This window comes from Bradyrhizobium agreste (assembly GCF_016031625.1).
In the GTDB taxonomy this organism is placed as follows: domain Bacteria; phylum Pseudomonadota; class Alphaproteobacteria; order Rhizobiales; family Xanthobacteraceae; genus Bradyrhizobium; species Bradyrhizobium agreste.
Map to the genome: position 1 here is coordinate 337,042 of NZ_JACCHP010000003.1, position 14,140 is coordinate 351,181.

The window sequence follows — 14,140 nt, forward strand, 5'->3', positions numbered from 1 at the left end:
CAGATCCGCCCGCGACCAGAGCGCCGAGCAATCGCGCGCGGATGACCGCGGCCTCAATCCAGATGGAACTTCGCCAGCTCGCGATGCTCGGCCTTGATGTAGCGCACGGTACCGGTGACCGAGCGCATCACCACCGTCTCGGTCTCGATCACGCCGTCCTTGCGGAATTTGACGCCCGAGAGCAGCGAGCCCGTGGTGACGCCGGTGGCGGCGAACAGGCAGTCGCCGCGCGCCATGTCCTCGATGCCGTAGATCATCTTGGGATCGTTGACGCCCATCTTGGCGGCGCGCTCGCGCTTCTCCTCGGAATCGAGGATGAGGCGGCACTGCATCTGGCCGCCGATGCAGCGCAGTGCCACCGCGGCGAGCACGCCTTCCGGTGCACCGCCGGTGCCAAGGTACATGTCGACACCGGTATTGTCGGGATCGGCGCAGTGGATCACGCCGGCGACGTCGCCATCGGTGATCAGGCGCACGGCCGCACCGGTCGAGCGCACGCTGGCGATGATGTCGGCGTGGCGCGGACGATCGAGCACGAGGACCGTGATGCCATCAGGCTTGACGCCCTTGGCCTTGGCGAGGCGGCGGACATTGTCGGCCGGCGAGGCATCGAGATCGACGACGCCCTTGTCGTAGCCGGGGCCGATCGCGAGCTTCTGCATGTAGACGTCGGGGGCGTGCAGCAGCGTGCCGCCGTCGGCCATCGCCATGGTGGCGATCGAGCCCGGCATGTTCTTGGCGCACAGCGTGGTGCCTTCGAGCGGGTCGACCGCGATATCGACTTCGGGACCCGCCTTGAGGCCGACCTGCTCGCCGATATAGAGCATCGGGGCCTCGTCGCGCTCGCCCTCGCCGATCACGATGGTGCCCTGGATCGGCAGCTTGTTGAGCTCGCGCCGCATGGCGTCGACGGCGGCCTGGTCGGCCGCCTTCTCGTTGCCGTGGCCGCGCAACCGCGCCGACGACACCGCCGCCCGCTCCGTCACCCGCACGATCTCCAGCGTGAGGATGCGCTCGAGCAAGGCGTGCGGGGGGACTTCAATATGGGTCGACATCGGCTTACTCCTTCGAAACGTTTGGGACGGACATCTCCGTCCGCATCAACTCACAACGCCCGGTGTTCGTTCGAACGAACGACCGCCTCAGTTCTTCTCGATCCTGATCACCTGTGGCCGTCCGCTGATCACCTTGTCCTTCTGTACGGCGGCGAGCGCACGGCGCACGGCATCCTCGTGCGTGGCATAGGTGATCAGGATGACGGGCACGGGGACCGCCTTGCCGTCAGCGGGCGCAGCGCCGCCATTGGGATGACGCTGCACGATCGACTCGATCGAAATCTTCTGCTCGGCAAGCCGCGTTGCGATCGCAGCCGCCGTGCCGGGGAAATCGCGCGCGAGCAGGCGAATGTAATAGCCGCCCTCGTGGCGCTCCATCGGCGCCTTCTTGGTGTCGCGAAGCTGCCCGATCGGCCGGCCGAACGGGTTGGCGCGGATGCCGCGCGCGACGTCGGCGATGTCGGCAACGACGGCAGATGCGGTCGCCGCACCGCCTGCGCCGGGGCCGACCAGCGTGATCGGCGGAATGCCCTCGCCATCGATCGTGACTGCATTGGTGACACCCATCACCTGCGCGATCGAGGAGGATTTCGGCACCATGGTCGGATGCACGCGCTGCTCGATGCCCTTGGCGGTGCGAACGGCAACACCGAGCAGCTTGACGCGGTAACCGAGATCGGCCGCGGCGCGAAGATCTTCCGGCGCGATGGATGAGATGCCTTCGACATACACGGCACTTTGAGCAACTTTCGTGCCGAAAGCGAGGCTGGCGAGAATGGCGAGCTTTTGCGCGGTGTCGTGGCCGTCGACGTCAAAGGACGGATCGGCCTCGGCATAGCCGAGCCGCTGCGCGTCCTTGAGGCATTCGGTGAAGGACAGGCCCTCCTGCTCCATCCGGGTCAGGATGTAATTGCAGGTGCCGTTGAGGATCCCGTAGACTCGGTTGATGCCGGTTCCCGCAAGACCTTCACGTAACGTCTTGATGACGGGGATCGCGGCTCCGACCGCTGCCTCGAAATTCAGCGCTCCGCCGTGCTTTTCGGCCGCCTTGGCGAGCTTGAGGCCGTGCTTGGCGAGCAGCGCCTTGTTGGCTGTGACGACCGACTTGCCGGCGCCGAGCGCGGCGTCCACCGCCGACAGCGCGGGATCGCCGGCGCCGCCCATCAGCTCGACGAAGCAATCGACCTCCGGATGCGTGGCGAGCGCCATCGGATCCTTCGCCCATTCGACGCCGCGCAAATCGATGCCGCGCTTCTTCGATTTCGAGCGCGCGGTGACGGCAACGACACGGATGCCGCGGCCGCTGCGGCCCGCGAGCACGCGCGCCTGCGTCTCGATCAAACGGACAACTTCGGCGCCCACGGTGCCGAGCCCCGCTATGCCCACTTTCAGGGGTGCAACCATGATGTCTTAGAAAACCTGCCGAAGAGAACTCAACGCCGATTGGCGAGCGGAACGACGTTGTGCAACGTTTCGATCCCGCTTTCAAGGAAGCGGCGCACGCCGCGCGCGGCCTGCCTGATCCGTTGCTCGTTTTCCACCATGGCGATGCGGACATATCCTTCACCATGCTCGCCGAAGCCGACGCCGGGCGAGACCGCGACGCCGGATTTCTCCACCAACAGCGTGGCGAACTGCATGCTGCCGACGCTGCGGAACGCCTCCGGCAGCGGCACCCAGGCGAACATCGAGGCTTCCGGCGGCGGGATGTCCCATCCCGCCCGGCCGAACGATTCCACCAGCGCATCGCGGCGCTTGCGGTAGGTGTCGCGCATCTCCTTGATGCAATCGTCAGGGCCGTTCAGCGCCGCGGTCGCCGCGACCTGCACCGGCGTGAACGCGCCGTAATCGAGGTAGGATTTGACGCGGGCGAGCGCGGCGATCACGCGCTCATTGCCGACCGCAAAACCCATGCGCCAGCCGGCCATCGAATAGGTCTTAGACATCGAGGTGAACTCGACGGTGCAGTCCATCGCGCCCGGCACCTGCAGCACCGAGGGCGGCGGGTTGCTCTCGTCGAAATAGACCTCGGCGTAAGCGAGATCGGACAGGATCAGGATCTCGTGCTTCTTGGCGAAGGCGACGAGGTCCTTGTAGAAATCCAGGTTCGCGACATAGGCGGTCGGATTCGAGGGATAGCAGACGACGAGCGCGATCGGCTTGGGGATCGAATGCACGATCGCCCGCTCCGCCGCCTCGAAGAATTGCGGCGTCGGCTCCGACGGCACTGAGCGGATGACGCCGCCGGCCATCAAGAAGCCGAAGGCGTGAATGGGATAGCTCGGGTTCGGACAGAGGATGACGTCGCCCGGCGCGGTGATCGCCTGCGCCACGTTGGCAAAACCTTCCTTCGAGCCCAGCGTCGCCACGACCTGGGTGTCGGGGTTCAGCTTCACACCGAAGCGGCGGGCGTAATAGGCGGCCTGGGCCCGGCGCAGCCCGGGGATGCCGCGCGAGGCCGAGTAGCGGTCGGTGCGCGGCTTGCCGAGCGTCTCCTTCAGCTTCTCCAGCACATGAGGCGGCGCCGGCAGGTCCGGATTGCCCATGCCGAGGTCGATGATGTCGGCACCGGCATTGCGCGCAGCCGCCTTGGCCCGGTTGACCTGCTCGAACACGTAAGGCGGAAGGCGGCGAATGCGGTAAAATTCTTCCATGGCTCTCTGGGCTCCGGGCAACCGGTCAGGACAGAATCGACAGGCCGCAAGGCCCATTCCGAATGCAGTCGGGCATCATCACGAAAATTACTCAAAATCAAATACTTAGAGCAATCGTCGGCGACGAAGATTGAAGTCGTTCGCCCTGACTCTTGGCTGAACCGAGGTCTTTTAGCACGGCAAAGCGGAGGCGCCAGCGATTACCTTGCCGGTCTCGCGGGTCACCGGCCTATTTGGCGTCCTTGGCGGCAGCGGCCTGGCGATCGCGCGCGGCGGCGAGCTCGGCCTCGATCTTGGCGCGCTGCTCCAGCGGGATGATCGCCTGATCGCGATCCGGCGGCAGATCGTGCACCGGCAGATAGGTCCCGGGCTCCCTGGCACGCGGCGGCGCATCCGCCGGCGCCAGATCCGCGATCTGGCTCGAACACCCGCCCAGGGTGAGCGCCGCAATCAGCACCACGCCGCAGATGGGCAGCGTCTTTTGCAGGTCCCATAACGCCAACACTTGGGAAATCCCCTACTCGTCCCAATGCACGGCCCCGGACAAGCTTACCCAAGACCATGCCCAAGCTCAAACCATTGCTGCCCACAATGGCGCGAGCGAGAAAACAGCCGACATCCAACAAACCGAGCCGTGCGGCCCGATTGTGACGGAACCAAGAAAATTTGTCGCAGTGCAACACATCTTGGAGAGCGTTTAACGTCAAACATGCGAGCTTCGCGGTGACGAATACGGAATGAATCGCTACTGTTCTGCGCATGAGTATGGCCACCACCGATACGCCGAAACCCGAGACGAAGTTCGATGCCGAAGCCTTCGCGATGAACGTCGCACGGGCGATGGAGAGCGGCGGCAAGGCGCTCGCCGCCTACCTCAAGCCGCGCGAGAGCGGCGAGGTGCAGGATCGCCCGCCGGCCGAGCTTGCCGAGGTCGTCAAGACGTTCACATCGGTCGCCGAATATTGGCTGTCGGACTCGTCCCGCTCGTCCGATCTCCAGACCAAGCTCGCCAAGGATTATCTCGACCTGTGGGGCTCGACGGTGCGCCGCATGGCCGGTCAGGACGCCGAGCCCGCGATCGCCCCCTCGCCGCGCGACAAGCGCTTTGCCGATCCGGAATGGAAGTCGAACCAGTTCTTCGACTTCGTCATGCAGCTCTATCTGCTCACGACCAAATGGGCGCAGGAGCTGGTGCGCGACGCCGAAGGCCTCGATCCGCACACGCGCCGCAAGGCCGAGTTCTACGTCCAGCAGGTCACCAACGCGCTCTCGCCATCGAATTTCGTGCTGACCAACCCCGAGGTGCTGCGCGAGACGGTGGCATCCAGCGGCGAGAACCTTGCGCGCGGTCTGCAGATGCTGGCCGAGGACATCGCCGCGGGCAAGGGCATGCTGAAGATCCGCCAGTCCAACCCGGACAATCTCGTCGTCGGCGTCAACATGGCGACGACGCCGGGCAAGGTGATCTACCAGAACGAGATGATGCAGCTGATCCAGTATTCGCCGACGACGGAGAAGGTGTTGCGGACCCCGCTCCTGATCGTGCCGCCCTGGATCAACAAGTTCTACATCCTCGATCTCAAGCCGGAGAAATCCTACATCAAGTGGTGCGTCGACCAGGGCATCACGGTCTTCGTGATCTCATGGGTCAATCCGGACAAACGGCTCGGCAACAAGGGCTGGGAAGACTACATGAAGGAAGGCCCGCTCACGGCGATGGACGTGATCGAGAAGATCACCGGCGAGATGAAGGTGCACACCGCCGGCTATTGCGTCGGCGGCACGATGCTCGCGACCACGCTGGCCTGGCTCGCCGAGAAGCGCCGCCAGCGCGTGTCGTCCGCGACGTTCTTCGCGGCCCAGGTCGACTTCACCCATGCCGGCGATCTCCTCGTGTTCGTCGACGAGGAGCAGATCGCGGCGCTCGAGCAGGATATGAAAACGGTCGGCGTGCTCGAAGGCTCGAAGATGGCCATGGCCTTCAACATGCTGCGCTCCAACGACCTGATCTGGTCCTACGTGGTCAGCAATTATCTGAAGGGCCAGCAGCCGAGCGCGTTCGACCTGTTGCACTGGAACTCCGATGCGACACGGATGACGCAGGCCAACCATTCCTATTACCTGCGCAATTGCTACCTGGAGAACCGGCTCTCCACCGGCACGATGGCGCTCGACAACACCCTGCTCGATCTCTCCAAGGTGAAGGTGCCGGTCTACAATCTCGCCACCCGCGAGGACCACATCGCGCCCGCTGAATCGGTGCTCTATGGCTCGCAGTTCTTCGGCGGCCCCGTGAAATACGTGCTGTCCGGCTCGGGCCACATCGCGGGCGTGGTCAATCCGCCTGCCGCGAACAAGTACCAGTATTGGACCAACGACAACATCAAGGACGTCAGCGTCGCGCAGTGGATGAAGGGCGCCGTGGAGCACAAGGGCTCGTGGTGGCCGGACTGGCGGCAGTGGCTGGGCGAGCTCGACCCCGAGGAAGTCCCGGCGCGGGCGGTCGGCAGCGACGCATTCCCGCCGATCGAGGACGCGCCCGGCAGCTACGTCAAAGTTCGCGCGTAGCGGAATCCGGCGCGTTTCGTATAGATTAATTGTTTGAGCATGATCTTTTTCGGAAAACCGCTACACACTTTTCCGGATCATGCTCGAGCCTCAATCCAGCGACGACACAGGGGACCGGCACTATGACACGCGAATTGTTCTGGCTGACACTGACGGTGATCCTGACGGGAGTTCTCTGGGTTCCCTACATCATCAATCGCTGCCAGGTTCGCGGGTTGAGCGGGGCCATGGCCAACCCCTCGCGCGGCGACAAGCCGCAGGCGGAATGGGCGAACCGGCTGATGTTCGCGCATGACAACGCGGTCGAGAACCTCGTCATCTTCGCGCCGCTGGTGCTGATCCTGAACGCGATCGACTATTCCACGAAATGGACGGTGCTCGCCTGCGCCGTCTATTTCTGGTCGCGCGTCGCACACACCATCGTCTACTCGCTCGGAATCCCGGTGTTCCGCACCCTCGCCTTCACCGTCGGCTTCCTCGCCCAGGCCGTGCTGGCGCTGGCGATCTTCGGATTGGTTTAGTCTCGTGTCCCGGACAAGGCGCGGCACGTCAGTGACGTGCCGTAGAGCCGGGATCCAGAACGCCACAAGCGAAGCAAAGATGGGCCCCGGCTCTGCAGCGCATCACCGAACAGGTGCTGCGCTGCGTCCGGGGCACCGGAGTTAGCCCTATTCTTCCGGCAGGCCCAGCATCAGCCGCATGTTCTGCACGGCTGCGCCGGATGCTCCCTTGCCGAGATTGTCGAGCCGGGCGACCAGGAGCGCCTGGTGATATTTGTCGCTGGCGAAGACGTAGAGCTCGAGCATGTTGGTCTCGTTGAGCGCCTCCGGCTCGAGCCGCCCGCCCTTGCTCGCCTCGTTCTGCAGCGGCATCACCCTGACGTATTTCGAACCGGCGTAACGCTTTGCCATGGCCGCCTGCAGGTCGGCGCCGCCAGGCTTGCCCGGCAGCGTGTCGAGCTGGAGCGGCACCGAGACCAGCATGCCCTGCCGATAATTGCCGACCGAGGGAATGAAGATCGGCCGCCGCGTCAGGTTCGAATAGAGCTGCATCTCCGGCAGATGCTTGTGCTCGAAGCCGAGGCCGTAGAGCTCGAACGACGGCGCGCTGCCATCCTCGAAGCTTGCGATCATCGACTTGCCACCGCCGGAATAGCCGCTCACCGCGTTGACGGTGACGGGATAATCAGGCGCCAGCAGGCCGGCATCGACGATCGGCCGCAGCAGCGCGATCGCCCCGGTCGGATAGCAGCCGGGATTGGAGACCTTCTTCGCCGCCTTGATCTTGCCGGCCTGCTCTGGCGTCAGCTCCGGAAAGCCGTAGGCCCAGTCCGGCGCGACCCGGTAGGCGGTCGAGGCGTCCAGCACCTTCGGCGCGTGAGCCCCCATGCTGTCGACCAGGGCAACGGTTTCCTTGGCGGCATCGTCGGGCAGGCAGAGGATGACGAGATCCACCTCCTCCATCAGCGCCTTCTTGGCGGCGGGGTCCTTGCGCTTGTCGTCCGGAAGCGTCTTCACGACGACGTCGTTCTGGTGCTTCAGCCGCTCATTGATGCCGAGGCCAGTGGTGCCGGAACCGCCGTCGACGAAGACGGTGGCCAGCTTCTTGGCCGCGCTGGTGGCCGGAGCTTTGGTGGTGTCAGCGAGGGTCATGGCGCGCTCCCTTCGAGCATGTTCGTGTCGTCTGCGAAAGCTTGCGGCTTGGCCTGCCGCATCAGTTCTGAAATCTGCCGGGCGTCGGCATCGCCGGCACTGAGCGCACCAGCGATCGCCGCATAATCGGCGTCGGACTTGTGCTGGTTCAGCTTGAAGCTGCCTTCGACCTCTTCAACCGCCATGACCAGACCCACAATCCCCTTCTTCATCGCCTCGAGCCGGCCCGCCGTCATCTTACCCGAGGTCCAGGGCTTCTTCGGCAACAGCCGACTCTCGAATTTGGCGCTGAGCGTGTCGACCTGCACCGACAGCTCCTCATCCGACAGCAGCCGCACCGGCCCGCTCAGATGCACCGACTGGTAGAGCCAGGTCGGAACCTGATCCGGCGAGACGTACCAGTCCGGCGATACATAGGCATCGGGACCGTTGACCGCGAGCAGCCACGACGCCTCACCACCGGCAAGCTTTAGCAGCGGATTGTGACGGGCGAGATGAAACGCGGCGTGCGGCGTGCCGTCAGCCGCATAGGTCAAATAGAACGGCAACGGCGATGCGATCGGCCGCTTGCCGTCGAAGGCGCACATCATGCCGAAGCCGCGCTCCTCGGCGAATTTCAGGCTCGCGGCGCGGTCCTGCTTGAAAAAGGGTGGCGTGTACATCGTGGTCTCCTGCTAGGCCTCCTCGGGGGGCCGCCGGATCAGATCGCGCTGACAGGAGAGAGAATGCCGCGGATCGGATCCAGCGGCAAAGACGATGATCTCAAACGCGATCGACCGCCCAAACCGCTAAGCTGCGGCGGCGGCGACGGGCGAACAGGATGGTCGCGGCGTTGATCATGGCGCGCGGCTATAAGGCCAGCGGGTTCCATGGTCAAGAGCAAATCGGTTCGGTGGGACGGCACCATGCGCACAGATGTCATCGGGCCGCCGTGGAATTTCCATTAGCAAGGGGGGTTCCGGAGAAAGACCGACGCGTCACAACCGCGCCGGTCCAAGCCTTTCATAACCAGCTTCAGGACATCGCCATGACCGAGATTACCCGTCGCGCAACGCTAGCCGGCGCCGCCGCCTCGGCGCTCCTGCCTTTCGTCAAGACCTCGCCCGCGAGCGCCGCCGCGCCCCTGGCCGAGAAACAGAATGCGAGCTTCTATCGCTACAACGTCGGGACCCATCAGGTCACGGTGGTCTGCGATGGCGTTGCGACCGTCAATCTGACCGACAATTACGCCGCCGGCGCCAGCAAGGACGACATAAACAAAGTGTTCGCCGAGTACGACTTGCCGGCCGACAAGGTCACCCACACCTTCAACCCGGTCGTGGTCAACACAGGACCGAAGCTCGTCGTCATCGATACCGGTCTCGGTCCCGACCAGTTCACGCAGACGAAGGGCAAGGTCGGCCAATTCCAGAACAATCTCGCCGCCGCCGGCATCGATCGCGCGGCGGTCGACACCGTGATCATTTCCCACTTCCATGGCGACCACATCAACGGCCTGCTGGCGGCCGAGAACAAGCCCGCCTTCCCCAATGCCGAGATCATGGTGCCGGCGGTGGAATGGAAGTTCTGGATGGACGACGGCGAGATGAGCAAGGGGATGGGCAATCCGATCCTCGAGGGCAATTTCAAGAACATCCGCCGCGTGTTCGATGCCCTTGGCCGCAAGGTCACGCAATATGAGGCCGGCAAGGAAGTCGCGCCCGGCATCACCTCGGTGGCGAGCCCCGGCCACACGCCGGGCCACAATTCCTTCGTCGTCGCCTCAGGCGCCGAGAAGGTGCTGGTGCAGGTGGATATCACCGCGGGCGCAGCGTTCCTGTTCGTGAAGCATCCCGAATGGAACATCGCCTCCGACGTCGACAAGCCGCTGGCCCAGCAGACGCGCCGCAAGCTCTACGACATGGCGATTGCCGAGAAGATGCCGATCCAGGCCTTCCACGCCGCCTTCCCGGGCCTCGTCCGGGTCGAGAAGGAAAAGGACGGCTCCGGTTATCGCTGGATCCCCGCGATCTGGAATGCATCGCTGTAGGCTTTGCCTGAGACCTGACCGGGCGGACCGGTTGCCCGGTCAGATCACCCGCCAGATCCATTCCATGATCTTGGCGAGCACGTCGCCGAACAGCAGGAGCACGGCTGACCAGATCAGCGCCGAGACGAAATTGGCGGCCTGGAAGCTCCAATAGGGCATCTCGAAGATGCCGGCCGCGAGCGGCACCGAGGCGCGCAAGGGGCCGAAGAAGCGGCCAATGAAGATGCTGGGGATGCCCCAGCTGCGCACGAAAGCCTCGCCTCTGGGCAAGAGTTCCGGATAGCGCGACAGCGGCCACATCTGGGCAACCTGCTCCTTGTAGCGGTAGCCGAACCAGTAGGAGACCCAGTCGCCCAGCGCCGCGCCGAGGCCGCCGGCGATCCAGACCGGAACGAAGTTGATGCCGCTGACCCCGATCAGCGCGCCGATCGCCACCAGCGCGCCCCAGGCCGGGACCAGCAGCGAGATGAAGGCTAGCGACTCTCCGAAGGCCAGCAGGAACACGATTGGCGCCGCCCAAGCCTGGTGAACGCGCACGAAATCAGCAAGGGCGTGCGCAAACTGCTCCATCCAAAATAGCCTTCCCGCCCCGTCTCAAGGTGCTGCTCGATGAAAAGGACTGGTAAGCCAAGGACTTGTGTGACATCAAGTCACAAAACCCGACCATCACCAAGGCCCGCACGTCAAATTGCCGGGAAATGGCGAGGCTGCGGCGTAAAATCGCCGGGATTGGCTCCCAACCCACGGCGCCCGGCCCGCCCTACGGTAACCTTTCCGAGTCAGAAGTGGCATAGTCGGCCTAACCGATTCGCCGCTTCCGCGGCCCTCAAAACGCATCAAGATATATGTCCAAGCAGTTGAAGCCAAAAGCAAAAGACGATTTCTTCGGCGGTGACGAGCCGAAGCCCCGCGCCGCCGCCAAGGCGGCGCCGCGCAGTGGCGGGGAAGCCGATTACACGGCGGCCGACATCGAGGTGCTCGAAGGGCTGGAACCGGTGCGGCGCCGGCCTGGCATGTATATCGGCGGCACCGACGAGAAGGCGCTGCATCATCTGTTCGCCGAGGTCATCGACAATTCGATGGACGAGGCGCTGGCCGGGCACGCGACCTTCATCGGAGTCGAGCTGAGTGCGGACGGTTTCCTGACCGTCACCGACAACGGCCGCGGCATCCCGATCGATCCGCATCCGAAATTCCCGAAGAAGTCGGCGCTCGAAGTCATCATGTGCACGCTGCATTCGGGCGGCAAGTTCGACAGCAAGGTTTATGAGACCTCGGGCGGTCTGCACGGCGTCGGCATCTCGGTGGTGAACGCCCTCTCCTCGCGTCTCGAGGTCGAGGTCGCGCGCAGCCAGAAGCTGTACCGCATGACCTTCGAGCGCGGCCATCCCAAGGGCAAGCTCGAGGACCTCGGCAAGGTCAACAATCGCCGCGGCACGCGGGTGCGCTTCAAGCCCGACACCGACATCTTCGGGCAGAAGGCCGCGTTCAAGCCGCAGCGCCTGTTCAAGATGACGCGCTCGAAGGCCTACCTGTTTGGCGGCGTCGAGATCCGCTGGAACTGCGCGCCCGAACTGCTCAAGGGCATCGAGGACGTGCCGGCGGAAGCGACGTTCCACTTCCCGGGCGGCCTCAAGGACTATCTTGCTGCCGCGATCCACGCCGACACGCTGGTGCATCCGGACATCTTCTCCGGCAAGTCGGGGCGCAACGGCGCGCACGGCGCCTGCGAATGGGCGGTGGCCTGGACCGCGGATGCCGACGGCTTCCTCTCCTCCTACACCAACACCGTGCCGACGCCCGACGGCGGCACCCACGAATCCGGCCTGCGCAGCGCGCTGCTGCGCGGCCTGAAGGATCACGCCGAGCGCGTCGGCCAGGGCAAGCGCGCCGCCTCCGTCACCTCGGAAGACGTGATGGTGGGCGCCGCCGTCATGCTTTCAGTGTTCGTGCGCGAGCCCGAATTCCAGGGCCAGACCAAGGATCGCCTCGCCACCGCCGAAGCGCAGCGCATCGTCGAGCAGGCGATGAAGGACCCGTTCGACCATTGGCTGTCGGGCAATCCGAACATGGCCAACCGGCTGCTCGACTTCGTGATCGACCGCGCCGAGGAGCGGCTGCGGCGGCGGCAAGAGAAGGAGACCGCGCGCAAAACGGCCGGCAAGAAGCTGCGCCTGCCCGGCAAGCTGGCCGACTGCACCGATGCCGGCACCGAGGGCTCGGAGCTGTTCATCGTCGAGGGTGACTCGGCCGGCGGCAGCGCCAAGCAGGCGCGCGACCGCAAGACCCAGGCCGTGCTGCCGCTGCGCGGCAAGATCCTCAACGTCGCTTCCGCCGGCAAGGACAAGCTGACGGCCAATGCGCAGCTCTCCGACCTCGTGCAGGCGATCGGCTGCGGCACGCTCGCGCAATATCGCGAGGAGGATCTGCGCTACCAGCGCATCATCATCATGACCGACGCCGACGTCGACGGCGCCCACATCGCCTCGCTCCTGATCACCTTCTTCTACCGCCAGATGCCGCGGCTGATCGACGAGGGCCACCTCTTCCTCGCGGTGCCGCCGCTCTACAAGCTGACCCACGGCTCCAAGTCGGTCTATGCCCGCGACGACGCCCACAAGGAGGCGCTGCTCAAGAGCGCGTTCAACGCCAACGCCAAGGTCGAGGTGAACCGCTTCAAAGGTCTCGGCGAGATGATGCCGGCGCAGCTCAAGGAGACCACCATGGACCCGGCCAAGCGGACCCTGCTCAAGGTGGTGCTGCTGGCCGACGACCGCGACACCACGGCGGATTCGGTCGAACGGCTGATGGGCACCAAGGCCGAGGCACGCTTTGCCTTCATCTCTGATAAGGCCGAGTTTGCAAGCGACGAGCTGCTGGACGTCTGAGGCTAGCACAGAGAGCGCTACACGCTCGCAAGATTGCGCCGCCAACTCGGCTCAGACCTGCTCTTGGAAGCTCCGGCGGGCAGCGCGGCATGAGTTCTTGGGACACGGCTCCCGCTAAACGGTGATTCCTTCTTGCTGATTCCTTTGTCCGGCAAACGGCGATTCTCGAGGCTGAAGCCTCGGGGCGGTTTGCGGGCAGAAAGGCGAACTCGGAAGCGAAGTCCCCCGCAGCCGTGTTCGATGGTTTCACCGATTGCGCAGCAAGCCATTGATTATCTTATAAATTATTTCAACTAAGGTGCACCCGACGTCCGGTGTGTCCTCCGTACAACTGCGGACCCTTTTCCGTCAGTTGTGTCCGTCGGGCAACAGCATTTGGGCGAGAACCGTCTATAGTTCGGGCATCAGATTGGAATGGAACGGCGCTCGCGCTGCACAGGTTGGGGACTTGGATATGAAAAAGATTGTACTCGCTCTGACCGCGATCGCGGCAATGACCGGTTCGGCTTCGGCCGCCGATCTCGCGGCTCGCCCCTACGCCAAGGCTCCGGTGGCCGCTCCGGTTGCCAACTGGACCGGCTTCTATGTGTTTGGCGGCGGCGGCGGCGGGCTCTGGAACGCCGATAGCAACGTTCAGAGCACTGGTGTTGTTGGCCCGTTCGGCACCTTCGGTGCTGCGGGCACCGCGCTGACCCGCGATCAGCGTTTGGGTGGTAGCGGCTGGTTCGGCACGGTCGGTGTTGGCTATGATTGGCAAGCCACCCCGAGCTGGGTTGTGGGCGTCTTCGCCGATGGTCAATTTGGTGACATTCGCGGCTCCCTCAGCGACTCCTTAAATGGCGTTGAAGGACGCGAGAAGCTCCGGACAAGCTACGCCGCTGGCGCCCGGGTCGGTTATTTGGTTGCCCCCAACGTTCTATCGTACGTGAACGCTGGTTATTCCGGGTCGGAATGGTCTGGCGCCAGCCTCTCCTCACTGGCGGCTGGTGGAAGCCCGACGTTCCTGACCACGCCTTCCTTCCGGCGTGACGGCTGGTTCGTCGGCGGTGGTGTCGAAAACAACCTCAACATCTTCGGCATCAGCGCGCCCGGTTGGTTTATGAAGACCGAATATCGTTCTGCCTTCTATGACCGGATCAGCCTGCCTGAGACCTGTACCGTCGCCGGCTGCGGTGTCACTGGGCCGCTTGGTACCGCTGTCACCTTCAAGCCCTGGGTGCAGACCATCTCGACCTCGCTGGTCTACCGCTTCAACTGGAGCGGTCCGGTCGTCGCGAAGTACTGATCTGATCTC

At 64.3% G+C, this 14,140-nt stretch carries 12 protein-coding genes; 5 read left to right on the forward strand and 7 right to left on the reverse strand.

The window, feature by feature from the left end:
* Positions 1 to 53: 53 nt before the first annotated feature.
* From glpX to HZZ13_RS06460, 4 genes are all read right to left on the reverse strand, one after another.
* On the reverse strand, positions 54 to 1,055 hold the full coding sequence (gene glpX, locus HZZ13_RS06445; RefSeq protein ID WP_197952955.1) for a class II fructose-bisphosphatase: 1,002 nt from the start codon (positions 1,053 to 1,055) through the stop codon (positions 54 to 56).
* A gap of 87 nt (positions 1,056 to 1,142) precedes the next feature.
* Positions 1,143 to 2,459, reverse strand: a complete 1,317-nt coding sequence (locus tag HZZ13_RS06450; RefSeq protein WP_197958791.1) for a homoserine dehydrogenase — start codon at positions 2,457 to 2,459, stop codon at positions 1,143 to 1,145.
* A 29-nt stretch (positions 2,460 to 2,488) separates the two neighbouring features.
* Positions 2,489 to 3,709, reverse strand: a complete 1,221-nt coding sequence (locus HZZ13_RS06455; RefSeq protein ID WP_197958792.1) for an LL-diaminopimelate aminotransferase — start codon at positions 3,707 to 3,709, stop codon at positions 2,489 to 2,491.
* Positions 3,710 to 3,938: 229 nt separating this feature from the next.
* The gene (locus tag HZZ13_RS06460; protein WP_197958793.1) at positions 3,939 to 4,214 is read right to left on the reverse strand and encodes a hypothetical protein; all 276 of its coding nucleotides are present in this window, start codon (positions 4,212 to 4,214) and stop codon (positions 3,939 to 3,941) included.
* 254 nt (positions 4,215 to 4,468) lie between these two features.
* On the opposite strand from HZZ13_RS06460, the gene HZZ13_RS06465 reads away from it, so the two are divergent.
* The gene (locus HZZ13_RS06465) at positions 4,469 to 6,277 is read left to right on the forward strand and encodes a PHA/PHB synthase family protein (RefSeq protein ID WP_197958794.1); all 1,809 of its coding nucleotides are present in this window, start codon (positions 4,469 to 4,471) and stop codon (positions 6,275 to 6,277) included.
* Positions 6,278 to 6,399: 122 nt separating this feature from the next.
* On the forward strand, positions 6,400 to 6,798 hold the full coding sequence (locus HZZ13_RS06470) for an MAPEG family protein (protein ID WP_197958795.1): 399 nt from the start codon (positions 6,400 to 6,402) through the stop codon (positions 6,796 to 6,798).
* 147 nt (positions 6,799 to 6,945) lie between these two features.
* On the opposite strand, the gene argC is transcribed toward HZZ13_RS06470, so the two are convergent.
* Positions 6,946 to 7,929, reverse strand: a complete 984-nt coding sequence (gene argC, locus HZZ13_RS06475; protein WP_197958796.1) for an N-acetyl-gamma-glutamyl-phosphate reductase — start codon at positions 7,927 to 7,929, stop codon at positions 6,946 to 6,948.
* Entirely contained in the window at positions 7,926 to 8,591 is a 666-nt protein-coding gene (locus HZZ13_RS06480; RefSeq protein WP_197958797.1) for an FMN-binding negative transcriptional regulator, read from the reverse strand. Before HZZ13_RS06480 ends, argC begins: the two co-directional genes overlap by 4 nt.
* Before the next feature lie 365 nt (positions 8,592 to 8,956).
* On the opposite strand from HZZ13_RS06480, the gene HZZ13_RS06485 reads away from it, so the two are divergent.
* A complete protein-coding gene (locus HZZ13_RS06485; RefSeq protein ID WP_197958798.1) occupies positions 8,957 to 9,958 on the forward strand; it encodes an MBL fold metallo-hydrolase in 1,002 nt (333 codons plus the stop codon).
* Between the two features lie 39 nt (positions 9,959 to 9,997).
* Here the strand turns inward: HZZ13_RS06485 and HZZ13_RS06490 are convergent, their stop codons facing one another.
* Positions 9,998 to 10,528 carry a DedA family protein gene (locus HZZ13_RS06490; protein WP_197952964.1) on the reverse strand — a complete coding sequence of 177 codons (531 nt, stop codon included), beginning with the start codon at positions 10,526 to 10,528 and terminating at the stop codon, positions 9,998 to 10,000.
* Positions 10,529 to 10,803: 275 nt separating this feature from the next.
* On the opposite strand from HZZ13_RS06490, the gene parE reads away from it, so the two are divergent.
* Complete coding sequence (parE, locus tag HZZ13_RS06495; protein WP_197958799.1) at positions 10,804 to 12,846, forward strand: DNA topoisomerase IV subunit B; 2,043 nt, start codon at positions 10,804 to 10,806, stop codon at positions 12,844 to 12,846.
* A gap of 454 nt (positions 12,847 to 13,300) precedes the next feature.
* Positions 13,301 to 14,131: an outer membrane protein gene (locus HZZ13_RS06500; RefSeq protein WP_197958800.1), complete on the forward strand. Its 831-nt coding sequence runs from the start codon at positions 13,301 to 13,303 to the stop codon at positions 14,129 to 14,131.
* Positions 14,132 to 14,140: the final 9 nt, after the last annotated feature.

Coding starts and splice junctions, on each gene's coding strand:
- glpX (WP_197952955.1), bottom strand. CDS start 1,055: ATGTCGACCCATATTGAAGTCCCCCCGCACGCCTTGCTCGAGCGCATC.
- HZZ13_RS06485 (WP_197958798.1), top strand. CDS start 8,957: ATGACCGAGATTACCCGTCGCGCAACGCTAGCCGGCGCCGCCGCCTCG.
- HZZ13_RS06490 (WP_197952964.1), bottom strand. CDS start 10,528: ATGGAGCAGTTTGCGCACGCCCTTGCTGATTTCGTGCGCGTTCACCAG.
- HZZ13_RS06470 (WP_197958795.1), top strand. CDS start 6,400: ATGACACGCGAATTGTTCTGGCTGACACTGACGGTGATCCTGACGGGA.
- HZZ13_RS06480 (WP_197958797.1), bottom strand. CDS start 8,591: ATGTACACGCCACCCTTTTTCAAGCAGGACCGCGCCGCGAGCCTGAAA.
- parE (WP_197958799.1), top strand. CDS start 10,804: ATGTCCAAGCAGTTGAAGCCAAAAGCAAAAGACGATTTCTTCGGCGGT.
- HZZ13_RS06450 (WP_197958791.1), bottom strand. CDS start 2,459: ATGGTTGCACCCCTGAAAGTGGGCATAGCGGGGCTCGGCACCGTGGGC.
- HZZ13_RS06455 (WP_197958792.1), bottom strand. CDS start 3,709: ATGGAAGAATTTTACCGCATTCGCCGCCTTCCGCCTTACGTGTTCGAG.
- HZZ13_RS06500 (WP_197958800.1), top strand. CDS start 13,301: ATGAAAAAGATTGTACTCGCTCTGACCGCGATCGCGGCAATGACCGGT.
- argC (WP_197958796.1), bottom strand. CDS start 7,929: ATGACCCTCGCTGACACCACCAAAGCTCCGGCCACCAGCGCGGCCAAG.
- HZZ13_RS06465 (WP_197958794.1), top strand. CDS start 4,469: ATGAGTATGGCCACCACCGATACGCCGAAACCCGAGACGAAGTTCGAT.